Origin of the sequence: Propionicimonas sp. T2.31MG-18, assembly GCF_964266745.1 — a bacterium.
Taxonomy (GTDB): domain Bacteria; phylum Actinomycetota; class Actinomycetes; order Propionibacteriales; family Propionibacteriaceae; genus Propionicimonas.
On sequence record NZ_CAXWGX010000028.1, the window covers coordinates 153,879 to 179,345 of the forward strand.

21 protein-coding genes are annotated in these 25,467 nt (G+C 69.8%); 14 read left to right on the forward strand and 7 right to left on the reverse strand.

Annotated features, from left to right (window positions below; translation table 11 throughout):
* Window positions 1-10 precede the first annotated feature (10 nt).
* From ACFQQJ_RS15225 to ACFQQJ_RS15260, 8 genes are all read left to right on the forward strand, one after another.
* Complete coding sequence (locus tag ACFQQJ_RS15225) at window positions 11-1,723, forward strand: Ig-like domain-containing protein (protein ID WP_377107759.1); 1,713 nt, start codon at window positions 11-13, stop codon at window positions 1,721-1,723.
* A 209-nt stretch (window positions 1,724-1,932) separates the two neighbouring features.
* Window positions 1,933-2,994 (forward strand): WxL protein peptidoglycan domain-containing protein, encoded by a 1,062-nt coding sequence (locus ACFQQJ_RS15230; RefSeq protein WP_377107761.1) that lies wholly within the window; start codon window positions 1,933-1,935, stop codon window positions 2,992-2,994.
* Entirely contained in the window at window positions 2,991-3,770 is a 780-nt protein-coding gene (locus ACFQQJ_RS15235) for a hypothetical protein (RefSeq protein ID WP_377107763.1), read from the forward strand. The genes ACFQQJ_RS15230 and ACFQQJ_RS15235 overlap by 4 nt, the downstream gene beginning before the upstream one ends.
* Window positions 3,767-4,813: a sortase gene (locus tag ACFQQJ_RS15240; RefSeq protein WP_377107765.1), complete on the forward strand. Its 1,047-nt coding sequence runs from the start codon at window positions 3,767-3,769 to the stop codon at window positions 4,811-4,813. Before ACFQQJ_RS15235 ends, ACFQQJ_RS15240 begins: the two co-directional genes overlap by 4 nt.
* A gap of 160 nt (window positions 4,814-4,973) precedes the next feature.
* Window positions 4,974-5,738: a phosphate ABC transporter ATP-binding protein gene (locus ACFQQJ_RS15245; RefSeq protein WP_377108029.1), complete on the forward strand. Its 765-nt coding sequence runs from the start codon at window positions 4,974-4,976 to the stop codon at window positions 5,736-5,738.
* Window positions 5,739-5,826: 88 nt separating this feature from the next.
* A complete protein-coding gene (locus tag ACFQQJ_RS15250) occupies window positions 5,827-6,633 on the forward strand; it encodes a lytic transglycosylase domain-containing protein (RefSeq protein WP_377107767.1) in 807 nt (268 codons plus the stop codon).
* Between the two features lie 68 nt (window positions 6,634-6,701).
* The gene (locus ACFQQJ_RS15255; protein WP_377107768.1) at window positions 6,702-8,456 is read left to right on the forward strand and encodes a PASTA domain-containing protein; all 1,755 of its coding nucleotides are present in this window, start codon (window positions 6,702-6,704) and stop codon (window positions 8,454-8,456) included.
* 195 nt (window positions 8,457-8,651) lie between these two features.
* On the forward strand, window positions 8,652-9,755 hold the full coding sequence (locus ACFQQJ_RS15260) for a magnesium and cobalt transport protein CorA (protein WP_377107770.1): 1,104 nt from the start codon (window positions 8,652-8,654) through the stop codon (window positions 9,753-9,755).
* A 607-nt stretch (window positions 9,756-10,362) separates the two neighbouring features.
* Here ACFQQJ_RS15260 and ACFQQJ_RS15265 read toward each other — a convergent pair.
* The 3 genes from ACFQQJ_RS15265 to ACFQQJ_RS15275 are packed head-to-tail and all read right to left on the reverse strand — an operon-like array spanning window position 10,363 to window position 15,864.
* On the reverse strand, window positions 10,363-11,739 hold the full coding sequence (locus ACFQQJ_RS15265) for a M1 family metallopeptidase (protein WP_377107772.1): 1,377 nt from the start codon (window positions 11,737-11,739) through the stop codon (window positions 10,363-10,365).
* Window positions 11,673-15,560 (reverse strand): Pls/PosA family non-ribosomal peptide synthetase, encoded by a 3,888-nt coding sequence (locus ACFQQJ_RS15270; protein ID WP_377107774.1) that lies wholly within the window; start codon window positions 15,558-15,560, stop codon window positions 11,673-11,675. Before ACFQQJ_RS15270 ends, ACFQQJ_RS15265 begins: the two co-directional genes overlap by 67 nt.
* A 43-nt stretch (window positions 15,561-15,603) precedes the next feature.
* On the reverse strand, window positions 15,604-15,864 hold the full coding sequence (locus ACFQQJ_RS15275; protein ID WP_377108039.1) for a hypothetical protein: 261 nt from the start codon (window positions 15,862-15,864) through the stop codon (window positions 15,604-15,606).
* On the opposite strand from ACFQQJ_RS15275, the gene ACFQQJ_RS15280 reads away from it, so the two are divergent.
* Window positions 15,808-15,942 (forward strand): three-helix bundle dimerization domain-containing protein, encoded by a 135-nt coding sequence (locus tag ACFQQJ_RS15280; protein ID WP_377108031.1) that lies wholly within the window; start codon window positions 15,808-15,810, stop codon window positions 15,940-15,942. The genes ACFQQJ_RS15275 and ACFQQJ_RS15280 overlap by 57 nt on opposite strands.
* Before the next feature lie 163 nt (window positions 15,943-16,105).
* Entirely contained in the window at window positions 16,106-17,653 is a 1,548-nt protein-coding gene (locus tag ACFQQJ_RS15285; RefSeq protein ID WP_377107776.1) for an FG-GAP repeat domain-containing protein, read from the forward strand.
* A 30-nt stretch (window positions 17,654-17,683) separates the two neighbouring features.
* Here the strand turns inward: ACFQQJ_RS15285 and ACFQQJ_RS15290 are convergent, their stop codons facing one another.
* A complete protein-coding gene (locus ACFQQJ_RS15290) occupies window positions 17,684-18,853 on the reverse strand; it encodes a tyrosine-type recombinase/integrase (protein ID WP_377107777.1) in 1,170 nt (389 codons plus the stop codon).
* A gap of 369 nt (window positions 18,854-19,222) precedes the next feature.
* On the opposite strand from ACFQQJ_RS15290, the gene ACFQQJ_RS15295 reads away from it, so the two are divergent.
* Together ACFQQJ_RS15295 and ACFQQJ_RS15300 are read left to right on the forward strand one after the other, a co-directional pair.
* Window positions 19,223-20,539, forward strand: a complete 1,317-nt coding sequence (locus tag ACFQQJ_RS15295; protein ID WP_377107779.1) for an amidohydrolase family protein — start codon at window positions 19,223-19,225, stop codon at window positions 20,537-20,539.
* Between the two features lie 115 nt (window positions 20,540-20,654).
* Window positions 20,655-21,923: a threonine/serine exporter ThrE family protein gene (locus ACFQQJ_RS15300; RefSeq protein WP_377107781.1), complete on the forward strand. Its 1,269-nt coding sequence runs from the start codon at window positions 20,655-20,657 to the stop codon at window positions 21,921-21,923.
* Between the two features lie 70 nt (window positions 21,924-21,993).
* Here ACFQQJ_RS15300 and ACFQQJ_RS15305 read toward each other — a convergent pair whose 3' ends face one another.
* Genes ACFQQJ_RS15305 through ACFQQJ_RS15315 form a run of 3 tightly spaced genes read right to left on the reverse strand, consistent with a single transcriptional unit; the run spans window position 21,994 to window position 23,325 of the window.
* Complete coding sequence (locus ACFQQJ_RS15305) at window positions 21,994-22,650, reverse strand: HAD family hydrolase (RefSeq protein WP_377107783.1); 657 nt, start codon at window positions 22,648-22,650, stop codon at window positions 21,994-21,996.
* Complete coding sequence (locus ACFQQJ_RS15310; protein ID WP_377107784.1) at window positions 22,643-23,092, reverse strand: PTS glucose transporter subunit IIA; 450 nt, start codon at window positions 23,090-23,092, stop codon at window positions 22,643-22,645. The genes ACFQQJ_RS15305 and ACFQQJ_RS15310 overlap by 8 nt, the downstream gene beginning before the upstream one ends.
* Window positions 23,092-23,325 (reverse strand): glucose PTS transporter subunit EIIB, encoded by a 234-nt coding sequence (locus ACFQQJ_RS15315; RefSeq protein WP_377107786.1) that lies wholly within the window; start codon window positions 23,323-23,325, stop codon window positions 23,092-23,094. Before ACFQQJ_RS15315 ends, ACFQQJ_RS15310 begins: the two co-directional genes overlap by 1 nt.
* A 118-nt stretch (window positions 23,326-23,443) precedes the next feature.
* On the opposite strand from ACFQQJ_RS15315, the gene ACFQQJ_RS15320 reads away from it, so the two are divergent.
* Together ACFQQJ_RS15320 and ACFQQJ_RS15325 are read left to right on the forward strand one after the other, a co-directional pair.
* Entirely contained in the window at window positions 23,444-24,211 is a 768-nt protein-coding gene (locus ACFQQJ_RS15320) for a GntR family transcriptional regulator (protein ID WP_377107788.1), read from the forward strand.
* Window positions 24,208-25,452, forward strand: a complete 1,245-nt coding sequence (locus ACFQQJ_RS15325; RefSeq protein ID WP_377107790.1) for a PTS transporter subunit EIIC — start codon at window positions 24,208-24,210, stop codon at window positions 25,450-25,452. Before ACFQQJ_RS15320 ends, ACFQQJ_RS15325 begins: the two co-directional genes overlap by 4 nt.
* Window positions 25,453-25,467: the final 15 nt, after the last annotated feature.

The window sequence follows — 25,467 nt, forward strand, 5'->3', positions numbered from 1 at the left end:
GACGATGAAGATGGACATTCGCAAGACGATGCGCGCTGCCGCTGTCGGCGTGCTGACGGCCGCTCTTCTGGTCGGCAGCGCGGCGTCGGCGTTCGCCGGCCCTGGCGACCCGGTAAACCCGCAGCCGAATGGCTCCAAGGGGTCGTTCTACCTCTGGAACGCTGACGAGTTCACCCTGTCCGACGGTGACACCTCCCGGGTGTACACCAAGGATGAGAACCTGGTCGGGGCAGCGAGCGCCACCGACTTCAACGCCGAGATCAACCCCTCCGCCACCCGCCCCGTCACCGGTGCCACGGCCTTCACCGGGGTCTACCGGTTCATCTCCGACAAGACCGCCGCGGCCCGCGACGGCGGCATCAGCACCTGGAAGGCCTTCGCCGTCGATTCGGCGACCGGCCCCAACGGTGGCACCCAGCTGCCGAACATGACGCTGGTCGACTTCGGGCCCTCGGTTCCCTCGGTGATCGGCACCGGTGGTTCCTTCTGGTACGGCATCGCGTACACCACCAACAACGGCTTGAACACAGTCGGTGCGGTGTACCGCGAGATCAACATCACCGCCGGTTCCGGCAACTACACCGTGGGTGCGGTCGAGGTTGAGGCCGCGGGCCCAGCCGAGGTCGCCACCGCCACGAACCTGGCGGCGTCCCCGACCTCGGTCGAGGCCGGCGGCACCTCGATGCTCACCGCCACGGTCAGCTCGACCCCGGCTGCCTCCGGCAACGTGGAGTTCTTCAAGGGCACCACCAGCCTCGGCTCGGTGGCCGTCGCCAACGGCACCGCCTCGAAGAGCGTGACCATCGGCACCGTCGGTGATCACACCTTCACCGCGAAGTTCATCGAGAACACGGTCGGCTCCAACAAGTTCCTGGGCTCGACCTCGGCTGCGGTCACCGTGACCGGCACCCAGCCCACGGTTCCGACGGTTCCGAACGGGCCGTCCGAGAACGCCCTGAACGCCACCACCGCCAACGGCGCGACCGCCACCTACGACGAGGCGACCCACAAGGCCACCCTCACCGTCGACGCCGCCAACAACGGCAAGGTCGTGAACGTGTTCGCCTACTCGACCCCGACCTACCTCGGCCAGCTGACCGTCGCCGACGGCAAGATCACCGTGGACGTGTCCACGCTGGCCGCCGGCGTCCACAAGCTGGCAATCGTCGACCCGAGCACCGGCGACGTCCTGGCTTGGGCGAGCTTCACCAAGTCGGACGCGGCGACCAAGCCGGAGATCTCGAAGACCATCAACGCCCACGTGGCGGGCTCCGAGCCGGCCGACGGCGAGTTCTCGCTGACCAACCTCAGCGGCGGCGACACCGTCGTGCTGGATGACCCGGCCCTGGTCAACGGCGCGTCCGTTGCGTCCGGCGAGCTGGGCAACTTCAAGGTCACCGACCTGCGGCAGGTGTCGAAGCCGGGCTGGACCCTGAAGACCGACGTGGCGAAGTTCACCAAGGGCACCGATGAGATCGAGGCGTCCGCCCTCGGCATCGCGCCCAAGGTCGTCAGCCAGGCCGGGACCGGTGCCACCGCTCCCACCCTGGGCGCCGCGACCACCTCCGGCTCCGCCGTCTACCCGTGGAACTTCGCCGAGTTGAACGCCGGCGGGTTCTCCGGCGTGAGCACCTACAATGCCGACCTGGTCTTCACCGCTCCCGCGGGCAAGCCGGCCGGTGTCTACAACTCGACGCTGACCCTCACGCTCATCTCCAAGTGAGCCGGGGCCGGACGGCGGTCGTGGCACGCCCACCCTCCTGACGGAGGGTGCAGGGCCAGCCGTGACCGCCGTCCGGACGCTCGAAACAGGTCGTTCGTGCCCGGGCAATCGCGCCCGGGCGCGGACGACCCCAGTCGTTCACCGGCTGTTCCACCAGCCGCTTCCCCGCCCTCACCAGATCCGCGCTGAACCACCCCAAAGTTGGAGCCATGAACGCTGTGCGCTTCCTGCGCCGCCCCGGCCTGCTGCTGGCCGCCCTGCTGGCCGCCATCCTCGGCAGCCTCTCGTTGTCTGCGGCCCCGGCACATGCCGACGACACCGTCGGCATCGGCATCTCCCCGGTCAACGCCCAGGGCCGGCCGGACGGGCGCAGCCGGTTCAGCTACACCGTCGATCCCGGCAGGCGGGTCACCGACCACGTCCGGATCAGCAACGAGGGCACCACCCGGTTGAAGATCACTGTCTTCGCCACCGACGCCTACAACGACGACAAGGGCGACTTCGCCCTGCGCGGCGAGGGCGACGAGAAGACCGGCGCCTCTGACTGGGTGCGGTTCGACGGCAGGAAGAAGCTCGTACTCACCCTGGGCCGCGGCGAGTCCCGCACGGTGCCCTTCACCGTCGCCATCCCCTCCGACGCCACGCCCGGCGACCACCCCACCGGCGTGCTGGCCTCGGCGACCACCCCCGGCCAGGTCACCGTCGAGCGCCGGATCGCCAACCGGATGTACGTCCGTGTCTCCGGTGACCTGCAGCCGCTGCTCACCCTCAGCAGCTTCTCCGGCACCTACAACTGTGGCTGGAACCCGTTCGACGGTTCGATCACCACCACCGCAACGATCACCAACAGCGGCAACGTCGCGCTGGAAGGTGTGCTCACCCTCTCGGGCAGCACCTGGTTCGGCATTGGCACCGGTCAGGTCGTCCGGCAGGAGCTGAACGAGATCCTCCCCGGCAACACAGCCACCGTGACCCTCGACCTGAAGGGCGTGCCCCAGGTCGGCTACGCCACGACCACCCTCCTGTTGCAGGGCGGCATTTCCGGGGACGCCCCCGACCCCGGGCCCCTTCCGGTGATCACCCGCGACGCCTTCGTGCTCGCCGTGCCGTGGCTGCTGCTGCTGGTGCTAGCGGCCGGCGTCGGCGGCTGGTTCTGGCTGCGCCACCGCCGTCGCAAGGAGGAGGCGTACGCCACCGAGTGGCTCGCCCAGGCCGAAGCCGGCGCGCGGGCCAAGGCCGGCGTCGGTGCAGGAGAGGCCGGGGGACAGTGAGGCGCGTTCCCGTCCTGATCGCCGCCACCTGGGCCATCGCCCTGTTGTCGGTCGCGGGGTTGGCCGGTGCCGCCTCCTCGGTCGCCCGGGCCGATGAGGACGGGACCGACCTCAGCGTGACGGTGATCTCCACCAGCCCGACAGCGTCCGCGACGGCCAGCGCCACGCCGACGGCGACGGCCACCTCCAGTTCGACCGCCACCTCAACCTCGACCGAATCGTCCTCCGGGACGACGTCGGGCACCACCACGACCGACCCGACCGCGACTACGCCCGGGAACACCGGTCCGGGCGGCGGCTCCGGCGGTGACGGCGAGCTGGGCGGGGTGGTCTACGTCAGCGGGCTGAGCTGGTTCTACTCGCCGTCGCTCAACCCCTTCGACGGCACCGCCGAGCTGCGGTTCACCGTCCGCAACGTGCACCCCAAGACCCTCGACGCCTCCGCGACCTTCTGGGTGACGAACCTGTTCGGCGGCACGGTCGGCACCCCGGTCACCGTCGCGATCGGCGACCTGAAGTCGAATGAGACCCGGCTGGTGTCGGCCCGGCTCGGCGGCCTCGCCCAGTGGACCATCCTCACCGGCCACGCCACCTTCACCCCGCCGGAGAAGCTCGGCGACGTCGTGCTCGCCCCGGTCAACCGGGAGTCCACCGTCTGGTTCGTGCCCTGGGCGATCGTCGCGCTCGCCGGCCTCGTCGGCGCCGTCCTCGGCCTGCGCGGGTGGCGACTCCGCCTGGCCACGCCCGTCCCCACCCCCGCCGAGGGGGCGGCGTGAGCGAGGCTGTCCTCACCACCAAGCCATCGCTGCCGGCCGGTGCCGTGCAGCACTCCTCCACCACCCCGGCGCCGTCCGCGCGCGCGGCCCGCACCGGTCTCCGGTCGCCCTGGGGCCGGCGCACGGACGGCGCACACCCGCCCGCGCCCCCACGCCCGCCCAGGCGGATGCCGAGGAAGGCCGTCGCCCGCGCCCCGCTGACGCGCACCCAGTTGCTCGTCCAGAGCAGCCTGTCGCTGTTCGCCGTCGTGCTGCTCGGGTTCCTGGCCAACGTCACCGTGCTCAGCCAGCTGCAGCACGTCATCTCCCAGCAACAGCTCCGCGCCACCCTGGCCGAGCAGCTCGCCGCGGGCTCGGCCCCGGTCAGCGAGGGCACCGTCGACAACGTCCTGCTCTCCGACGGCGACCCCGTCGCCTGGATCGAGATCCCCGCGCTCGGCGTCGACGAGGTCGTCGTCGAGGGCACCTCCTCCGGCACCCTCACCAAGGGCCCGGGCCACCGCCGCGACACCGTGCTGCCCGGTCAGGTCGGGATCAGCGTGCTGATGGGACGGGCCTACGCCTACGGCGGGCCGTTCGGCACCATCCAGGCGCTCAGCCCTGGCGAGACGCTTAGCGTGATCACCGGCCAGGGCGAGCACATCTACCGGGTGCTCGGCGTCCGCTACGCCGGCGACCCGACGGTCGCCTACACCGCCGGCACCTCGCGCCTCGTTCTGGAGACCGCCCGCGGCGGGCCGTTCATGCCCACCGGCGTGGTGCGAGTTGACGCCGAGCTGGTCTCGGAGGTCAAGCCGTACGGCGCCCGGCAGACCACCTGGGCCACCCTGGCCGCCGAGGACCGCGAACTGGCCAGCGACCCGAGCACGGTGTGGGCGCTGGTGTTCGCCCTGCAGTTCCTCGTGCTGGCCGAGGTGGCCGCCGTCTACGCGCTGCACCGGTTCGGCGCGGCCAAGACCTGGGTGGTGTTCGTGCCGGTGCTGCTGCTCGGCGGACTGCTCGTCGCCGACCAGATCACCCGCCTGCTGCCCAACCTGCTCTGACCGACCGACTCCAGGAGACCACGACGTGAGCATCGACCAGGCCGACGGCCGGACCGAACTGCTGGCGCCCGTCGCCGGCGCCGACGACCCGGGCCGTCCGCACGACTTCGCGCCCGCCGCGCCGGGCCCGTCCGCCCCCGGCGCCGCCGGGCTCGCCGGGCTGTACGCGCGCAACGTCTCGGCCTGGTTCGGCGCCCACAAGGTGCTCGACCGGGTCTCGCTCGACATGCCCCCCGGCCAGATCACGTCGCTGATCGGCCCGTCGGGCTGCGGCAAGTCGACGTTCCTGCGGATCCTGAACCGGATGCACGAGCTGATCCCGTCCGCCTCGCTGGCCGGTGAGGTGCTGCTCGACGACGACGACATCTACGACCGCCGGCACCGGCTCACCGACGCCCGCAAGCACATCGGCATGGTGTTCCAGAAGCCCAACCCCTTCCCTGCGATGTCGATCTACGACAACGTGATCGCCGGGCTGAAGCTGACCGGGCTGAAGGCCGACCGCGACACCCGCGACGAGCTCGTCCAGACCAGCCTGCAGCGGGCCGGGCTGTGGAACGAGGTGCAGAACCGGCTGCGTGCCCCCGGCGGCGGCCTGTCCGGCGGCCAGCAGCAGCGGCTGTGCATCGCCCGGTCGCTGGCGGTGAAGCCCAAGGTGCTGCTGATGGACGAGCCCTGCTCGGCCCTCGACCCGACCTCGACCCGGGTGATCGAGGAGACCATGCTCGAGCTGCGCACCCAGGTGACCATCGTGATCGTCACCCACAACATGCAGCAGGCGCACCGGGTCTCCCAGCAGTGCGCGTTCTTCCTCGCCACCCAGGGCAAGCCCGGCATCATCGTCGAGCACGGCGACACCGGCGCGATGTTCGCCGAGCCCGCCGACCCGCGCACCTACGACTATGTCAACGGACGTTTCGGCTGACCCGCGCGGCGTGGCGACCCTCCAGCCGCCCGCGGCACAAGCGCCCGACGGGCTCAGTCCGAGCGCGGCGGTCGCCTCCGTCCCCCGGGTGGCCGTGCTCCGCCGGGTGGGCGCCTTCCTGGGCGCATTCGGTCTGGTCGCCGTGGTGATCGGCGGACTCGCGATGGGCGCGATGCAACGCAGCGCGGCCGCCGTCGCCAAGTCCGGCGAGCATGCCGCGGCGAGGAGCCAGGGCTACACCGGCTTGGCTGAGCCGGTTGGCCCGACCCCGTCGGCTCGGCAGCCCGACCCCGAGCCGGAGAGGCACACGACGGCGGTCGCACCCCAGCCCCTGCAACGAATCGATCAAGCCTGGGCCCAGCGCACCGCGGCCGCCGCCGGCATCCCGCAGCGCGCCCTGCTCGCTTACGCCTCTGCCACCGTCACGGTGAGCGCCGAGCAGCCGGGCTGCGGCCTCTCCTGGAACACGCTCGCAGGCATCGGCGCGGTGGAATCGGCACACGCAAGCCACGGAGGGACACACCTCCTCGACTCCGGCTTCACCCGCCCGGCCATCCTCGGGCCGAGTCTGAACGGAAGGGGCGTCGGCACCATCCGGGACACAGACAACGGCGCGCTCGACGGTGACCGGGTGTGGGATCGTGCGGTCGGGCCGATGCAGTTCATCCCCTCCACCTGGCGCCGGTGGGGGGCCGACGGCAACGGGGATGGCCGGGCCGACCCGAACCAGATCGACGACGCGGCGCTGACGGCTGCCCGCTACTTGTGCGCGTCCGGCTCGTTGACGACGCCCGAGCGCTGGCGAGCGGCAGTGCTGTCCTACAACCACTCCGGCGCCTATGTTGACGCGGTGGCTGCTGCGGCAAACACCTACGCGGCCGCAGCGCGACGATGAGCGAGCCGGCCGGCGGGGAGACACCCCAGGCAGCGTCGGGTCCTTCGGCCCGGAGCTACGCAGGCGCTTTGCTCGGTGGTCGCTACCGGTTGGGTGCGCTCCTGGGTGTGGGCGGCTCGGCGGCGGTGTACGAAGCGGAGGACCTGCGCGTTCCGGGTACCGACGGGACGTCGGCTACGGTCGCGGTGAAGGTTCTCCACGCCACGCTGTGCGCGACGGCCGCCGGGCGGGAGGCCTTCCTGCGCGAGGCCGAGCGCGCCCGCCTGCTGCGGCACCCCAACATCATCGGTGTCCGCGACTCCGGATTGCACGACGCCGGGGGAGTGGTGCAGGCGTGGATCGCGCTCGACGTTGCCGACGGCCGCACGCTTGAGGAACTGGTGCGGACGGGCGGTCCGCTGCCCCTCCGCGACGCCGGCGCCGTGATGGACGGGGTCCTGGCCGGTCTGGCAGCCGCCCACGATGCCGGCCTGGTGCACCGGGACATCTCACCTCGCAACGTGATGCTCGTCGAGGACCGGCCGAGCGCCGGCGGACTGAGCCCCTCGGCCGTGCGCATCCTGGACTTCGGCCTCGCCGACGTCGAGGGCCGCACGACCCTGGGCGCGAACCTGCTCCTCGCGCCGGACCGCGACAGCGAAGGGGAAGCCAGCGGTTCGAGCCAGGCGGTGGTGGGCAACGCGAGCTTCGTCTCGCCGGAGCAAGCACAGGGCCAACCGGTCACCACCGCCGGCGACATCTACCAGGCCGGCGGTGTGCTGTACTTCCTCCTCACCGGCCAGCCGCCGTTTCCCCGGACGACGACAGCCCAGATGGTGGAGGCCCACCTGTCCGCGCCGCCGCCGGTCCCGTCTGCATTGGTCCCCTCCGCAGCGCCGATGGACAGGATCGTGGCGACCGCGCTGACCAAGGATCCGTCCCGTCGGTTCGAGAACGCGGAGCGGTTCCGGATGGCCATTGCCGACGCCGTCACGCCCGGTCGGGGCCTGGGGAGCGGCGAGGAGCGCGCGGCTGCCTGCACTGACGCCTACCCGCGCACCCGGGTGATCAGGGCGCCGGGCGCCGCGTGGTCACCCTCGGTGCGGGATCGGGTGGAAGCGTTGCCCCGGTCGCGCCGCGATGACGCGATGGGCTATCTCTCCGCGTCGGTGGCGGGAGACTTCCCACCACTCGGGCCCGGCCCGGGTTCCCGTGGCAGGGGTGTCCCGGCGGGGGTGGTGGTCGCTGGAGTCGCGATCGCTGTCGTGGCCGTGATCTCCGTGCTCTCACCCTTCGCCGGCGCGGCCACGCGACCCCGGCCGCTCGGCTCAGAAACGCCGTTGCGCCCTTCCTCTGCGTCGGCCACCGCGAGCGCGACGGAGACGCCCACTGCTGCCCGGAGGGTGGCCGTCCCCTCGCTGCACGGAACGCTGGACGCAGCCGAGCGACGGCTTCGAGCCGCGGGACTAGTGCTGGGCGAGATCTCCGCGACCGTCTCCGCCGAGCCGGCCGGTACGGTGCTCGGGCAGTCTCCCGAGCCCGGGCTGAGGCTGGTCCCCGGCGCCGCAGTGAACGTTGAGGTTGCCTCGGGGTCCAATGAAGTCCCCCGGGTAGCCGGGATGACAGTGGGGGCCGCTGTGGCCGCGCTCCAGTCGGCCGGCTTCACCATCACCACAGGACAGGTCACGGTCAGCGCGACCACGCCGGTGCTTCGCACCGAGCCGGACGGAGGCACGGTGCTGCGTCTCGGTGTGCCGATCAGCCTCATCCTCGACAACGACACCGCCACACCTCCCGCGGGCGCGCCCACATCCGGGCCGCCGACCCCGCCCGCATCCCCCTGACCGGGCACGGCGCCCGATGCCGGTCGCTTCCGCCCGCGCGATGTTCTTCCGTGCCTCACCCCCTGTTCACGTCCTGCTCGACAGGGGTTGAACTCGATGCGCCACCGTTCCTTCGTCACCCGCGTCGAGTAGGAGAGCCGTGTCCGAGGCTGGGTCACCGGCGGCGCCGTCCGCCTGTGCGCATACGGAGTGCCGGTGAAGCTCACGATTCCCCGGCGGGTGCAGCGCGCACCACTGGGCACCACGCTCCGCAACCCGCCCAGCCCGCTGTCCCCGTCGGACCCACCATCGGGTTCGGACCCAGTGGATCCGCTGGCGGCCGCCATCGACTGGGCGCACTACGTGGACGGCGTGCGCCAGGTGTCGGTCGGGTTCGACGAAGCCTGCGGTGCCGCACGCGCCGGGCGCGGCTTCGTCTGGCTCGGATTGCTGGAGCCGGACGCGGCTCAACTGGCGGCCCTCGGCCACATCTTCCAGCTTCACCCGCTCGCCCTCGAGGATGCGGGGAACGAGCGCCAACGACCCAAGCTGGAGATGCTGGACGACGACACCACCTTCCTCTCGCTGCGAACGCTCGGCTACATCGACAACGACGCGCGTTCAGAGGGCGGCGAGATCGTCGAGACAGGCTCGGCAACAGTCTTCACCGGGTCATGGTTCGCCGTGACGGTGCGGCGAGGCCGCTACGGGCAGCTCCAGCGCGTCCGCCGTCAGCTGGAGGCCAGCCCGCGCCAGATGGCGCGTGGCCCGATCGCGGTGCTCCACGCCGTCATCGACAGCGTCGTCGACGACTACCTCCGGGTCGCCGAGGCCGTCGAGGACGACATCGAGGAGATCGAGACACACGTCTTCGCCGTGCGGGGCGTGCCGCAGGTGGAACGGATCTACGAACTCAAGCGCGACCTGATCGAGATGAAGCGTTCGATCGCCCCGCTCCACGGACCCCTCCGACAGCTCGCCGACCTGCAGCCGGACCGCGAACTGGGCAAGTACTTCCTTGATGTCCACGATCACCTCGAGCAGGTGCAGGAGCAGGTCGCAAACTTCGACGAGCTGATGTCCTCGATCCTCCAGGCCGCGGTGGCCCGGCTGTCGATCGCGGAGAACGAGGACATGCGCAAGATCTCCGCCTGGGTGGCTATCGCCGCGGTGCCCACCATGATCGCCGGCATCTACGGCATGAACTTCGAGTTCATGCCCGAACTGCACTCACCGTTCGGCTACCCGGTGGTTCTGGGGCTCCTCGCGCTCGCCTGCACCCTGATGTACCGCAGCTTCCGCCGCCAGCGTTGGCTCTAGCGCCGACTCGCGGTGGGAATCGAGAAGGTCGGTCCGGCGTGGGTGGCCTGGACGACATCGGATCGGATGTCGGTAAGGGCCGACGTCCCGGGACTGCTTTGTGAATCCGACCGTGAGCGGGCCGCGGACCTGACGCCGGGTCGAAGAGCACGGCTCATCGCGGGGCGACTCCTCGTTCACGCGCTCGTCGCCGAGCAGTTCCCGCACGCGACCGGCTGGTCGGTCGTACCGAGGCGCTGCCCACGGTGCGGGCAGCGCCACGCCGGGCCCGAACTGCAGGGTGTGCCCGCCGTGGTGAGCCTTTCGCATTCGGGCGACATGGTGGTGGCGGCACTCGCGCCGAGTGCCCAGGTGGGCCGGCTGGGGGTCGACGTGGAACTCGATGTCGTGGACGGCGAGCGCGGTGAGGACCTGCATCGATTGCTGGGGCACTCGACCGAGAGGGTGCTGCGCCGCTGGACCAGGGTTGAGGCCGTGCTCAAGGCCGACGGGCGGGGTCTGCTGGTCGATCCCGGGGCGGTATGGCTGCGTCGGGGCGGGGCCTGGATCGCGGGCCAGGCCACAAGCTATCTCGTCGCGGAGGTGCCCGCGCCCCCCGGGTACCTGATCAGTCTTGCCTGGACCGTCGCGGCAGCTTCGGCAGGGGCTTCGTCGAGAGCCATTCCTCGAACAGGCGGCCCAGCGGGTGTCCGGTGGTCTGCTCGGCCAGCGTGATGAAGTCCCGTGTGGTTCCCGTCGAGTGCCTCCGTGACTCCGTCCAGCCGCGGAGGACAGCGAAGAAGGCGTCGTCACCCACGATGCTCCGCAGGGCGTGGAGGGTGAGGGCTCCGCGCTTGTACACCCGGTCATCGAAGAGCAGATCGGGGCCCGGGTCAGTCAGAACCACATCCTCGGGTTGACCGGCGAGAATCCGACGGTGAAGCCTGGCCTGCTCGTGGCAGGTCGGGCCACCAGAGGCCTCGGACCAGAGCCACTCGGCATAGCAGCAGAATCCCTCGTTGAGCCAAATGTCGCGCCAGCGGGTGATACCCACGCTGTTACCAAACCACTGGTGAGCCAGTTCATGGGCGACCAGCCGCTCGCACTCACCGCTTCCGTCCAGATGGTTGCTCCCGAACACGGCCATGCCCTGTGACTCCAGCGGGATCTCCAGGGCATCGGGTGTGACCACGACGTCGTAGCGCGCCATCGGGTAGGGCCCGAAGCGCTCCTCGAACGCAGCCAGCATGGCCGGCAGTGGTGCGAGCTCAGCCATCACCGGTGCCCGCGACCCTGGTGGGTAGTACAGCGCGCCCGGGACCCCACGCAGGGACAGCGGCTCGCTCCGGTAGCGTCCGATGTGGAGCGCCACCAGGTAGGTCGAGGTCGGGGTGGTCTGCGCAAAGGTCCACGTGCCTCGCCCCGACGAGGAGACCTGGCTGACGAGGTCGCCGGTCGCGGCGACAACGTACGGCTCCTCGGTGGTCAGCTCGATCCGGTACTGGGCCTTGTCCGCAGGGCGATCGTTACAGGGGAACCAGGTGGGCGCTCCGTTCGGCTGCCCGGCGACAAGAACCCCGTCCTCCAGTTCCTCCCAACCGATCTTCCCCCATCGGGTGGAGCGGGGTGTCGGCGATCCGCTGTACCGGATGAACAGCTGGAACACCTGTCCGGCACGCAGCGCTTCGTCGGCGGTGACGACCACGCCCCGCGAACCCTGACGGAACCGCGTCCTTCGCTGGCCGTCCAGCCGAACCTTGGTGACCCGCAGGCCAACCAGATCGACGGCGAGGCTGTCCACGGGCTTGTTCGCGACGGCGATCAGGACCGCCTCCCCGTCGAGCCGGTTGCTGGCAACGCGGTAGCGCAACGAGAGGCGGTACTCGAGCACGCTGTAGTTGGTGTCGCCGCTGCCCGGCGTGTACGCGTCTATGCCCATCAGGAGTCCGCCTGGTAGGGGCGGGCCTTCACCGCTCGCCAAGGCCCGATCGGGTTGCCGCTCCACCGGCTCCCCACAGGTACCTCCTCCCCGCGCATGACCAGTGACGCCGGCCCGATCGTGGCGTGCGCGCCGATCGTCGCTCCCGGCAGGACGATGCTGTGCGGGCCGAGCGTCGCGCCGCGCTCGATGCCGACCCGGTCGATACTCATGATCCGATCATGGAACAGATGGGTCTGGACCACACAACCGCGGTTCACCGTCGCCCCGTCACCGAGCGTCACCAAGTCGGGTTCCGGAAGCCAGTAGGTGTCGCACCAGACCCCGCGCCCGATCCGGGCACCGAGGCTGCGCAGCCACAAGGCGAGTGCCGGAGTGCCGACGCTGGCATTGGCGAACCACGGGCCCGCCACCATCTCGGTGAAGGTGTCGGCCACCTCGGTACGCCACACGAAACTCGACCACAGCGGGTGCTGACCGCTGCTGATCGGCCCGACGAGGAGCCACTTCACCGCGGTGGAGACGAGGGCAGCGACCGCTCCTGCCCCGAGCAGGACCGCACCGGACGCCAGCACCGTCCAGACGGGTCCGACGGTCTCCGCTAGCCACGCCAGCGCCCACAGGACGCCGAGGCCAATCATGCAGGTGGTGATGACCGCGAGGATCCGGGTCGCCTCCCACGCCCCACGGGACCAGCGCAGAGCCGGCGTCGGGCGATAAGTACGCTCGGGATCCCCCTCGACGTTCGTGCGGCGCAGCCGGACCGGCGGCGAGCCCAGCCAGGATGACCCCGGCTTCGCCTTCGCCGGAGCGACCGACAGCACCGCGACGAGTCCGTTGCGTGGAACGGTGTGCCCGCCGGCCGCCAACCCGGAGTTGCCGAGGAATGCCCGCTTGCCGATCCGTACGCGGTCGATCCGGAGCCACCCGTCGTGGAGGTCGTAGGTGCCGACCATCGTGTCGTCCGCAAGGAACGCGCCGTCCTCGATCGTGGTGACCGCGGGCAGCAGCACGACCGTGGACGCCTCGACGTCCTTGCCGACCTCCGCCCCCAACACGCGTAGCCACACGGGGGTGGCGAGGCTCGCGTAGAGCGGGAACAACAACGTCCGGGCACTGTCCAGGAGGCGCTCGGTGCACCAGGCCTGCCAACCGATCCGACTGCGCACCGGGTAGGTGCCCGGTTCCAGCCCGATGCCCAACAGGCGCACCGCTACCACGATGGCGCCGGCCAGGACCAGGCCGGCGACCAGCGTGCCGGGGACAACCATCGGCAATGCCCGAAGGGCTGCCGTGCCCAGGTCGGGAGCGCCTCGAACAGCGGCGGCGATCAGCAGGGCGCCGACGGAGAAGGCAAGGTAGGGCAGGAGTCCGAGACAGACCGAGGCGATGCCGTAGGCGGCGAGCCAGCGTCGACCTCCGGTCGGCCGGTGTGCGGGCCACCCGCCGCTCGGCTCGCCCGCGCGGACGGCCGGTGACCCCGCCCACTGCTGGCCCGACTTAACGCGGCCGAACACCGCAGAGCCGGGAGCGACCTCGGCGCCGGCGTCGATCCGGGTACCGGGGGCGAGGGTGCTGCGTGCACCCACCCGGGCGTGGGCGCCGATCCGGATCGCGCCGATACGGAGGGTCTCGCCGTCAATCCAGTAGCCGGCGAGATCGACTTCGGGCTCGATCGCGGCACCGTCGCCCACGGCCAGAAGTCCCGTCACCGGAGGGACGGTGTGCAGGTCGACGTCGCGCCCGATCCGCGCGCCCAGGGCTCGAGCGTAGATCGTCACCCATGGTGCGCCGGCCAGCCCGACCGGGTCGATCTGGTGGGCGATCTGCTCGGCCAGCCACAGGCGCAGGTGCACCCTGCCGCCCCGCGGGTAGTCGCCCGGTCGGATCCCGGCGGTCAGAAGGCGGGCGGAACCGGCCGCGATCGCCATCCGGCCGAACGGGATCGCGAACAGCGCGAGCCCGGCGAGCACAAGCCACCCGTTCGCAGCCGGGAGGAACTCGAAGCCCGGGACGTGCTGGAGAAGCCAGGAGGCGGTGATCATGTACGTCAGCCAGCGCAATCCGGAGAGAACGAAGAGCGGCAAGCCGAGAAGGGTCTGCACCCACCGCGTGGTGAGAGGGGTGGGTCCGGGCCGGCTGAACGACGCCGCGACCTGCTCATCGCGGACCTTGTCGCCGATGAGTCCGGCCATCGCGTGCAGGCGGGGATGGTCGTAGACGTCGGCAACGCTGAACTCGGGCGCCCGTCCACGGACGCGCGAGACGAGCTGGGCCGCGGAGAGCGACCCGCCGCCAACGTCGAAGAAGTCCGCCTCCCGCTCGACGACGGGCGTGCCCAAGACGGCGAGCCACTGTTCGGCGAGCCAGGCCTCCTCGCCCCGGAACAGGGTCAGGGCCTCGGTGACCTCGGGCAGCGGCCACGGCAGCGCGTCCCGATCGACCTTGCCGGACGTGCGCACCGGGAGGCGATCCACGACGGCGAGCATCGGCACCATTGAGGCCGGTAAGCGATCCAGGAGCCCGGTGCGGGCGGCCCGGTGGTCGAAGGTCGTGTCGGTCACCAGGTAACCGACGAGCATCGGGACGCCAGCCTCGGTTCGGCGAACGGCTGCCGCAGCGGCATTGACCCCGGGGAGGGAACTCAGTGCGGCCTCGACCTCACCGAGCTCGATGCGGCGGCCACCAACCTTCACCTGGTCGTCGGCGCGGCCGTGGAAGTACAGCCCGTCCCGGCCGAGCGATACAAGGTCGCCGGACCGGTAGGCGCGATCCCAGCCGAGTTGCCCGAGTGGCGCGAACTTCTCGGCATCCTTCGCCGGATCGAGGTAGCGCGCCAACCCGATGCCACCGATGACGAGTTCACCCACCTCGCCTGGCGGCAGTGGGACACCCTCGCCGTCCACGACGGCGACAGACCAGCCCGCCAGCGGCGTCCCGATGCTGACGGTGGCCCCGCCGTCCAGCAGTGCCGCTGTGGTGACCACCGTGGCCTCGGTCGGGCCGTAGGTGTTCCAGACCTCTCGCCCCTCAGTGACCAGTCGGGCGGCGAGCTCGGGCGGGCACGCCTCTCCACCGAAGATGAGGAGTCGCACCTGCTCGAGTGCCTCCATGGGCCAGAGTGCGGCAAGCGTCGGCACGGTGGAGACGACGCTGATCCGGTGCCGAACCAGCCAGCCGCCGAGGTCCTCCCCGCTGCGCACCACCGACCGCGGCGCGGGCACCAGGCAGGCGCCGTTTCGCCATGCGAGCCACATCTCCTCGCAGGAGGCGTCGAAGGCCACCGACAGTCCCGCCAGCACCCGGTCGCCGGGTCCGAGCGGCGCGTCCTTCAGGAACAGGCGCGCTTCGGCGTCCACAAACGCCGCCGCCGACCGGTGAGTCACCGCCACACCCTTTGGTACCCCGGTCGAGCCGGAGGTGAAGATCACCCAGGCATCGTCTCCTGGTCCGGGGTCGCCGGCAGGGTTCGCGCCGTCCGGTGGCTCCGCGAGGGCCAGCGGGGTGAAGCCCCCCGGCGTCACCGAGCCCACCACCCCGGCTTCGGCGAACACGAGGTGAGCGCGTTCCTGTGGGTCGTCGGCGTCCACCGGCACGTAGGCGGCGCCGGCGGTGAGGACGCCGAGGATTGCGACGTACAGGGCGCGTGAACCCGAGGGGAGTCGGATGCCGACCCGGCTTCCGCGTCGGACGCCCGCCGCCCTCAGCGCTGCCGCGGTCCGGTCCACCTCCAGCATCAGCTCGGCATACGTCATCGTCCCGGCGGGGTCGTCGATGGCGGCGGAGTCGGGATGACGCCCGGAGGTCTCGCGGAGCACGTCCAGCAGTGTTCTTGCTGCTGCACCGTCCTCCGCCCGATCAAGGACCGAGATCGGCGGCAGGTTCATCGAGAGTGGCTCCATTCCGCGGACGCGGGGTCATCAGGTCTCGTCAATTCCTGTCACGACGGTGATCAACCCGGGTGACGGTGCCGTTGCGGCAATGCGACGCCAGGATGAACACCTGGGGACGGTCGACCGTGGCCAGCACCTTGACGAGGCACTGGTGCAGCCCCACGATGGAATGGTGGCTGAGGCGACAGAAGACAGGATTGTGAATGAGGTTGTCGGGCGGCTCGGTGCCGCCTTCCCCGCCGTGAGTCGAGACGTGTTGAGCGAGCGAGTGATCCGGGGCCTTCGTGCCTTCGCGCACGCCCCGATCCGGGACTTCGTCCCGGTCCTGGTCGAACGGCGGGTGAGAGCGGAGCTCCGGCTTGCGCCCTCGGTCTGAGCACAACGTTCGCCTTCGGCCGCCGCTCCGGCGGGCTTCCACGCCTCGCGCGTCGCTATGAACAGCGCGGGCCGGCCGCCGCCCGTTGGCAGCGGCTGCGTGGTTGATAGTCTTCTTGGTGCGTGGGGCTCTGGCTGGTCATCGTCGACTGGGAGGCGCGGCAATGCGCGTTCGGGCTGTTCTTGTCGGGTTGGTTGCGGTGTGCTGGGTTGCGCAGTGGATGCAGGCGCCCGTGGCGCACGCAGCTGAGGGTTGCGTGGCCGGTGTCCTTTCGGATTTCAACGGCGATGGGTGGTCCGATGCCGTCGTCGGAGACCCTTCCGCGACGGTGGCGGAACAGGCCGAAGCCGGTCGGATCGTCGTCCTTTATGGCGACGGCGACGGGCTTGTCGGCGAGGGTGCCAGGGATGTGCTGTGGCAGGGGCAGGCGGCGGTGCCCGACCTGCCGCAGGCGGGCGACCGGTTCGCGAGCGCGCTGGCGGTGGCTGACCTCGACTGCGACGGATACACCGACGTGGTGGTGGGGACACCGGGCAAGGACGTCGCCGGGCAGGCGGATGCGGGCATGGTCCAGGTCTTGTGGGGCGAGGCCTCGGGGCTGGCCGCCACCCGCCCGGCGGGCACGTACACGACGGAGAGTTTCGGTCGCGAGGCGGCGGCAGGTGACCAGTTCGGGTTCGCCGTCGATGCCGTGGAGGATGTCGGACAGGGCGGCACGCCGAGCCCGAACGCCTTCGGCCTTGCCATCGGCGTCCCGGGCGCTGATGTCGCCGGTCAGAACGACGCCGGCGCGGTCGTGGTGCAGACCGCCTTCGACGGAGGCCCGGCCAACTACTGGATCACCCAGGAGACGCCCGGCATCCCCGGATCGGCCGAAGCCGGTGACCGTTTCGGGGCGGCCGTCTCCTGCAACTACCTCTCTGGGGATGGTCACACGATCGACTGCGCCATCGGTGCGCCGAACGAGGACATCGGCTCCAGGAAGGATGCTGGTGGAGTCACCTTGGTCCAGGACATCTACTTCGATGACGAACTCGTCGGCATCTCCCTCGACCAGAACGCGGCCGGCGTCCCCGGAACGGCCGAGGCGGGCGACCACTACGGGCAAACCATCGACACCGTCCTGGTCGGCCTCCGCTCTTGGATCGCGGTCGGGGCGCCAGGAGAAGACATCGGCTCGGACAAGAACGCGGGCCTGGTTCAGCTGTTCAGCTCGGACACCCGCGATGTGGATCCCGGCACAGCCCTCACACAGGACACCGCCTCCGTGAGCGGGTCCGCCGAACCCGGCGACGAGTTCGGGGCCGCGGTGGCGTGGATCGCGCCCGGCCTGGGTGATCGCCGAACGCGTCTTGCTGTCGGGGTCCCGAAGGAGAACACGACCGCAGGCGCGGACGCCGGGCTGGTGCAGGTGTTCCCGATGGGCAATCTCGGCGCCGAATCCACTTGGACCCAGGGTTCTCCCGGGGTGCTTGGAAGCCCCCACAGCGGCGACCGGTTCGGCACCTCCGTGGCACTGATCGCCGGCGCCGGCGAACGGCTGCTGCTCGTCGGTGTCCCCGATGACACCGGCTACACCACCGGCATGGTGAACCTGTTACCCCTCAACGGCGGCACGCCACGGGCATGGGTGCCGGATGGCACGATCCCCGCAACCGGCTCCGTCGATTTCGGCGCCGCCCTCGCCGGCCTTAGTGGCGGCGCGGAATAGCCAACCGTGAACGATTGAACCAAGAGCCGACTAGGTGGGACGAGCCGGAACCGAATCGGCCCCGGGCCCCGAGATGAGAGCGTCCAGGCCTCTCACGACCTTGTCCATGTGATCCGCGGCCACCTCCTGGTACCTCAACGCCATCGTCGGCGTGGTGTGGCCGGCGACCACCTGGAGTTCACGGATGGTTGCTCCCGCCAGCGCGGTGTAGGTCAGGCCGACGTGCCGCAGATCATGGAATCGAACGTCCTGGATGCCTTCGGCGGCGCAGGCGCGGAGCCAGGCCGAGCGCCACTCGGTATCGGTGACGTGCCCGCCGTCGTCCCTCCAGAAGAGCAGCCCGTTCGGCCCGAGCTGGGCGTGGTCTCGAAGGTGGACTCTGACCCGTTCGATCATCGAGGCGGGGATGCGGACAGCTCTGACTCCCGCCTCGGTCTTGGGGTCGCCGACGTGCTGGGTGCGCTGGCCGGCGTGGGTGACCCCACGAGTCACCCTGATCAGGCCGCGCTCAAGGTCAATGTCCTTCCTGCGAAGCTCTCGTACCTCGCCGGAACGGAGTGCGCACCATGCGCCGAGCAGAACCCCGAGGGCCCAACGCTGCGGCATGGCGTTGGCAATCGCGTTGACCTGGCCCGGGGTGAGCGGCTCGATGCTGCGCCGTCTCGATGGCCTCCCCGCACCTCGCACCCGGACGGGGTTGGCCTCGATCAGTCCCTCGTCGACGGCCGCAAGGCAGATCGTGCGCAGGAACTGGAAGGCGAGATCACAGCTGCGTCGACGCTCAGTCAGCGGTAGCGACCGCCACCAGGCCTGTATCTGCGCCCGGTCGAGGTCGGCGAGCGGTATGTCGCCCAGGGGGTGATTCGTCCAGACCTTCGGCCGGGCGCGCTTGCCCGTGCGCTGGTTCGGCCGGAGGCTGAAGGCCAGCGGCTCACCGCAGATGTAGATCCGAAGGCTGGCTTCGTAGCGGGTCCTCGTGGTGATCCGAAGATCCGCCGTGGCCAACCATTGCCGAGCGTAGGTAGCGACAGTCGGGCGGTCGATGGCAGCCTGTCCGACCCGACGGCGGGCGGCTTCCCGATCGGCGGGCGGGCTCCATTGGTCGGTCTCGATCAGGCGGCGTTCGAACTCGAGCCAGACCCGGGCGTCGCCTTCGGTCTGGAAGGTGGTGGGGGCGGTGTAGACGCCGCTGGGTAGCACGCCCGCGATGCCTCCGTGCCGGTAGCTGGCCTGGTAGTTGCCCGACGCCTTCCGTCGGACCGTTCCCCAAGTGCTTCGTGTCCTGGCTGACCCCTTGGCGCCCCGGCCCATTTCTCACACTCCCATGTTGTGCACCGGGCCCTTATCGGGCCCTTAGGTACATCACGAATGCCTATGCAGGTCTGCGCGCGCGTTGCCCGAGCCGCATCAAAACACCTAGTCAAACGTAGTATATCAGGGGTCGGAGCGGGGTTCGAGGGGGCTGTACGGAAGGGTTCGAATCCCATTGGGGGCACCCAGGGAGTGCCCTGCGGGCCGCCGGGGGCGGATCGGCGCATTCGGCGAGTGCGCTGCGGGCGATCGAGTGACGTGGTGCCCGACCGCAGATACGCTCTGGAACGGGAGTTCGCCTATCCAGCGAGGAGTTCGCCGATGACTCGACCCGTCCTGATCAAGAATGTCAACATCTTCGACGGCAGGAGCGAGCGCCTTGCGCCGGGGATGAGTGTTCTCGTGGAAGACAACCTGATCTCGATGGTCGCCGGTTCGATCGACGCTCCAGACGGTGCCACCGTGCTCGATGGTGGTGGACGGACGATGACGCCTGGTTTCATCGCGGCGCATGAGCACCTGATCGGGCAGATGCCGTTCATGGATGCCATGTTCAATGACACGAGGTACATGGGCTACGTCGCTGCCTGGACGGCGGGAGTCTGGCTGAGAAACGGCTTCACCACGGTCAGGGATGTCGGCGGGAACACGGCCTCGCTGAAGCTGGCGATCGACCGCGGCTACATCGAGGGTCCTCGCATCTACCCGTCGCAGGCGATCCTCAGCCAGACTGCCGGCCACGCTGAGCACCGCCACCTCGCCCATGCCTCCAAGCTCGCTGGCGGATTGGACGACACGCTCGTGCAGTTCGGTGACTGTGCGATCGCCGACGGGGTTCCTGAGGTGTTGAAGGCCACCCGCGAGAACCTGCGGACGGGCGCGTCGCAGATCAAGATCGCCACTGCCGGCGGCATCGCAGAGCTCGACCCGATCGACGTCATCGAGTGGACGCCGGAGGAGATCCGCGCCTGCGTGCAGGCGGCCGAGGACTACGGCACCTATGTCGCGACCCACGTGTACACCAGTGAGGGGGTCCGCCGCGCGGTCGAGAACGGTGTGAAGTGCATCGAGCACGGGAACCTCGTCGACGAGGAGACCCTGCGCTGGATGGAGGAGAAGGGGATCTGGCTCTCACCGCAGGTCATGGTGTTCTCCAACCCGATCCACGGGTTGACCGCCGAACAGCAGGACAGGTACAGGAGGATCCAGGAGGGCACCGCCACCCTGTTCGAGACTGCCAAGAGGATCGGCTACACCAGGATCGCGTTCGGCACCGACATCGTGACCGACCCCGAGACACTGAAGAGGAGCAGCGAGGAGTTCGTGCTTCGCACCCAGTGGTTCTCACCGGTTGAGGTGCTGCGCATGGCCACCTCCGCCAACGGTGAGCTGATGGCGATGTCCGGGAAGCGCAACCCCTACCCCGGCAGGCTCGGCGTGATCGAGCAAGGGGCCTATGCCGATCTGCTGCTCATCAACGGCGACCCACTCGAGGACATCTCCGTCCTGACCGACCCCGAGCAGAACCTGGCCCTCATCATGAAGGATGGCAGGATCTACAAGAACACCCTCTAGGCGTCAGGGGCCCTGGGGTGTTCCCGTTCCTCGGTGGGTTGGCCCACGATCCCGGTCGGCTTCGACATGACCGGGAGAACCGACGTGTGTTGAGGACTCACGGCCGAGGTGAGCGATGAGCGGGGGCGTTGACGATCGGCCGGAGTTCGACGAGCTCGTCAGCTTCATCACGACCTACGCGAGGGTCGCCCAGAAGTACTTCGGCTACTCCTACGAGACTGAACTGGCCCTGCACCGGATCATCAACGGGCTGGGGCTGCACTGCGAGATCTTCACGACACCCAACATCCTGCAGATCGCTCTGTGGAGGGATGACGCCAGCAGGCAGACAATGCACCTCGCGGTGACCATGGGTATCGGATACGACCTGAACAAGGTTGCCCAGATCGACGACGTCGCGAGCAGGGTGACCAACGGACAGGTGTCCCTCCGACAGGGCCAGGCACTGCTCAAGCAGATCGAGGGCGCGCCGGCGATCTACGGCCTGCCCCAGAACGCCTTGGCGTTCGTCATGACGGGTGCCGGCTTCGCAGCGATCATCGGTGCCTCATGGCTGGACATCCTTCTCGGTGGGCTCCTGGGCCTGATCTCCCTGGTGATGGTGCGGCTCGGTACGCGCCTGGCGCGGGTCGCCATCATCGCGGAGATCCTGGCGGCAGCCTTCGCCGCCTTTCTGGCCACGGCCCTCTCCGTGGCCATGCCTGGAATTCGTCCCCTGGTGATCGCGGTCTGTGCGGTCACCTGGTTCATGCCGGGCTTCGGCCTCACCATCGCCCCGCGGGAGATGCTCTACGGGAACACCCTCGCAGGGTTGGTGCTGATCACCAACGCGACGCTGGTCTTCATCAAACTGTTCGCAGGCGGCACGCTCGGCTACGCCCTGGCGATGGACCTGCTCCATCCCCCCAACCGTGCCCTGCTGCCAGTCGTGGATCCCGCGTGGGTGTGGGTCCTGGGTCCGACCCTCACGGTTGGCCTGGCGATCCTGTTCAGGGTCGCTCCCAGGCACCTGCCCCTCATCGTCGTCGGGACGTGGCTCGTCTGGGCCGGGGTGGTGCTCGGAAGCCAGGCCGGCCCCTGGCAGGGCACCTTCCTCGGAGCGTTCGTCCTGGCCGTCCTGTCCTCCCTCGGCACGAGGCGGGGGATCCACTCGGCCACGCTCTCACTCCCCTTGATCATGCTGCTGGTGCCCGGCTATGCGTTCCTGCGCGCGCTCTATGTCATGAGCGCCCAGGGAACCGAGACAGGGCTCAGCGTGCTGTCCGCGGTGACGCTGGCGGTTGCCGCCATCCTCGCCGGCATCTTCATGGGGGACGCGATCGTGTCCACCGGCTACGCGGGACTCAGGTTCGCCGGCCGCTACCGAGAAGGTCATCACAAGTAGGGGGATGCGGTTCGGCGAGGTCCTCTCGGGCTGCACGGCCGGGTCGCTCTGTGACGCGCCGCCCGAGCCGTCAGGACGACGGTCCGAGGCGTGCCGCCCAGGAGCTGGCGGTCAGGAGCCCCGGGACGTGGTCGAGGCCCGGCACCACGAGGTGCGCGGCGGAGAGCTGGATCGAGGTGAAGGTGGTGCTCACCGCGACGACGAGCCCCACGCCCGCGGCGACGGCCGAGGCCACGCCGGCCGGGGCGTCCTCCACGGCGAGGCAGTCGGGCGCGGACACGCCCAGTGCCCGGCAGGCGAGGAGGTAGGGCTCCGGATCGGGCTTGCCGCGGCTCACCTCGTCCCTGGTCACCACCGCGGCGAAGTGGTCGAGCAGGTCGCCCAAGCAGGTGCGCGCCCACTCGTGTGTCGCCGACGTGACCAGCCCGAGCGGGACGCGTGCCCCGGCGACCAGTTCTGCGGCTCCGGGTGCGAGCCCGGGCTGGGGCAGGCCGGCCACGTGGGTGAGCAGTTCGGCCGTCATCGCCTCGGCGTCCTCCCCGTCCCAAGGCCCGGGTTGGGTGGCGAAGACGTCGTCCGCCCTCCGCCCGGTGAAGCCGGCCAGCAGTTCGTCGCTGGCCGGCCAACCGCGTGCGGCGAACCAGTTGCGGAAGACCTGGCGGTGGAAGCCCTCGGAATCCACGAGGGTCCCGTCCAGGTCGAGCAACAGGGCTGCTGGTTCAGGCATCGATCTCGAACAGGGTCTGCCCGGTGGCCACGTCCCCCGTGGCCGGGCTGTCCAGCGACCCGGCCGGGCGGTCGAGCGCGACGACCAGCACGGTCGTGGTGATGCCCTCGCCGCTGATCTCTGCGGGGTTCCAGGACACCATCGGATCGCCGGCGGCGACGGTGGCGCCCTCGGCGGCCAGGAGCTCGAAGCCCGCGCCTGCCAGCTTCACGGTGTTGATGCCCAGGTGGACCAGGACTCCCAGGCCGTCGGCGGTGGCCATGGCGAAGGCGTGCGGGTGCAGTTTCAGGATGGTGCCGGCAACCGGGGCCACCACCGTGGTGCGCTCGGCGAGCGGTTCGATCGCGACGCCGGGACCGACCAGTTCCTGGGCGAAGACGGGGTCGTCGGCCTCGGTGATCGGGAACGCCCGCCCGGGGCAGGGAGACAGGACCTGCAGCATCACATCAGGTCCTCGATGTCTTCGGCGAGGTTGTCGGCCTCCGGGCCCACGACCACCTGGACGACCTTGCCCGCGGCGATCACGCCGTGGGCGCCGGCGGCCTTGAGCGCCTTCTCGTCCACCTTGGACGGATCCTTCACCTCGGTGCGCAGGCGGGTGATGCACGCCTCGATCTCCTCGATGTTCCCCGCACCTCCGAGCCCGGCCAGGATCTGCTCTGCCTTGCTGCTCATGTCACCTCTCCTCTCAGTGGGCCGCCGTGGCCCTGCTTGACAGCGTGCAAGAACCATAGCATGATTATGGCAAGTGGTACGTACCAGTTCGGACCAGTACGGACCAGAGAGGGAGATGATGTCAGAAGCGAGCGGGTCGACCATCGTCGAGGGCCCCCTGCCCAAGCACCAGCAACTGCGTGAGCTCCTGATCCGGCAGGTCGTACCCGGGCAGGCGATCCCCTCCGAGCGTGAACTGATGCTCATCTACGGCCTCTCCCGGGCGACTGTTCGCAAGGCGATCGACGGCCTCGTCGCCGACGGGCTCCTGCAGCGGACGCAGGGGCTGGGCACCTTCGCCGTCCGACCGCGGCTGGAGACCAGGCTGCACCTCGCCTCGTTCAGCCAGGACATGCGCCGGCGTGGCCGGAACCCGTCCACCCGGCTGGTCTCGGTCGCGCTGGCCAAGCCGCCTGCGGAGGTCGTCGTCGCGCTGGGCCTGGAGCCGGGGCAGAAGGCGTGGCGGGTGCTCCGCGTCCGGCTGGCCGACAACGACCCGATCGCCCACGAGGACGGCTGGTACCCCGCCGAGCCCCTGGGCGGGCTCGACCAGCAGGACATCGCCGGAGGATCGCTGTACGAGATCCTCGGCACGCAGTACGGCCTGTGGGTCGACCACGCCGAGCAGACCCTGTGGGGAGAGGCCGCCGACGGTGACCTCGCCCGCGAGCTCGCCGCCCCCGTGAACACCCCCCTGCTGGTCTTCCGGCGGATCTCCTCCGCCGGTGGACGGCCCATCGAATACGTGGTCTCGCGCTATCGCGGGGACCGCTACCAGGTCCACATGGAGCTGGGCCGGGACGACCTGTCTCCGGCCAACCCAACCCAGGAAGGAAACCCCTTGTGACGAGCAACGAGATGGCGGCCGTCGGCCGCTTCAACCTCGCGCCGCTACAGAAGTTCGGCCGCAGCCTGATGCTGCCGATCGCCTCCCTGCCGGCGGCAGCACTGCTGCTGCGACTCGGCCAGGACGACCTGCTCGGCAAGTCCGGCCTCGGCTGGAACGCCGTCGCATCCGTGATCGGTGCCGCCGGTGGTGCCCTGTTCGCCAACCTTCCGCTGCTGTTCGCGGTCGGTGTCGCGATCGGCATGGCCAAGAAGTCGGACGGCTCGACCGCGCTGGCGGCCGTCGTCGGCTACCTCGTGTTCAAGGGCGTGGGGGACGCGATGTCGCCGCTCGTCCTGGGCACTCCCGCCGAGGGCGGCACCCAGGAGCTGATCAACTACAGCGTGCTCGGCGGCATCCTCGTCGGCCTGATCGCCGGCTGGCTGTGGCAGAGGTACTACCGGATCAGCCTCCCACCGTATCTGGCGTTCTTCGGCGGCCGGCGCTTCGTTCCGATGGTCACCGCCCTGGCGACCATGCTGCTGTCGGTGCTGATGGCCTTCATCTACCCGGCGTTCAAGGCCGGCCTGACGGCGGTCGGGGAATGGGTGGCGGGCAACGCCATCGTCGGCGGCTTCGTGTACGGCACGATGAACCGGCTGCTGATCCCGCTCGGCCTGCACCACATCCCGAACAACATCGTGTGGTTCCAGATCGGCGACTTCACCACCCCGGACGGCAGCGTGGTGCACGGCGACCTGACCCGCTTCTTCGCTCACGACCCGTCCGCGGGCATCTTCATGACCGGCTTCTTCCCGATCATGATGTTCGCCCTGCCGGCCGCAGCCCTGGCGATCTGGCAGGAGGCCAAGCCGGCCAACCGCAAGGCCGTCGGCGGCATCATGATCTCGGTCGCCCTGACCGCGTTCCTCACCGGCGTGACCGAGCCGCTGGAGTTCTCCTTCATGTTCATCGCGTGGCCGCTGTACATCGCCCACGCCCTGCTCACCGGACTGTCGCTGGCGATCGTCAACGGGCTCGGTGTCCACATGGGCTTCGGGTTCTCCGCGGGCCTGTTCGACTACCTGCTGAACTGGAACATCGGCACCAATCCATGGGTCATCATCCCGGTCGGGCTGGCGTTCGCTGTCGTCTACTACTTCATGTTCCGGATCGTGATCCGCAAGTGGAACCTGAAGACCCCGGGTCGTGAGGAAGAGGGCGAGGAGTCGAACCTCTCCCTGGACCCGACCGCCCACTGACCCACCGCCCGCGAC

Coding starts and splice junctions, on each gene's coding strand:
- ACFQQJ_RS15225 (WP_377107759.1), top strand. CDS start 11: ATGGACATTCGCAAGACGATGCGCGCTGCCGCTGTCGGCGTGCTGACG.
- ACFQQJ_RS15230 (WP_377107761.1), top strand. CDS start 1,933: ATGAACGCTGTGCGCTTCCTGCGCCGCCCCGGCCTGCTGCTGGCCGCC.
- ACFQQJ_RS15270 (WP_377107774.1), bottom strand. CDS start 15,560: ATGAACCTGCCGCCGATCTCGGTCCTTGATCGGGCGGAGGACGGTGCA.
- ACFQQJ_RS15285 (WP_377107776.1), top strand. CDS start 16,106: ATGCGCGTTCGGGCTGTTCTTGTCGGGTTGGTTGCGGTGTGCTGGGTT.
- ACFQQJ_RS15300 (WP_377107781.1), top strand. CDS start 20,655: ATGAGCGGGGGCGTTGACGATCGGCCGGAGTTCGACGAGCTCGTCAGC.
- ACFQQJ_RS15305 (WP_377107783.1), bottom strand. CDS start 22,650: ATGCCTGAACCAGCAGCCCTGTTGCTCGACCTGGACGGGACCCTCGTG.
- ACFQQJ_RS15310 (WP_377107784.1), bottom strand. CDS start 23,092: ATGCTGCAGGTCCTGTCTCCCTGCCCCGGGCGGGCGTTCCCGATCACC.
- ACFQQJ_RS15315 (WP_377107786.1), bottom strand. CDS start 23,325: ATGAGCAGCAAGGCAGAGCAGATCCTGGCCGGGCTCGGAGGTGCGGGG.
- ACFQQJ_RS15320 (WP_377107788.1), top strand. CDS start 23,444: ATGTCAGAAGCGAGCGGGTCGACCATCGTCGAGGGCCCCCTGCCCAAG.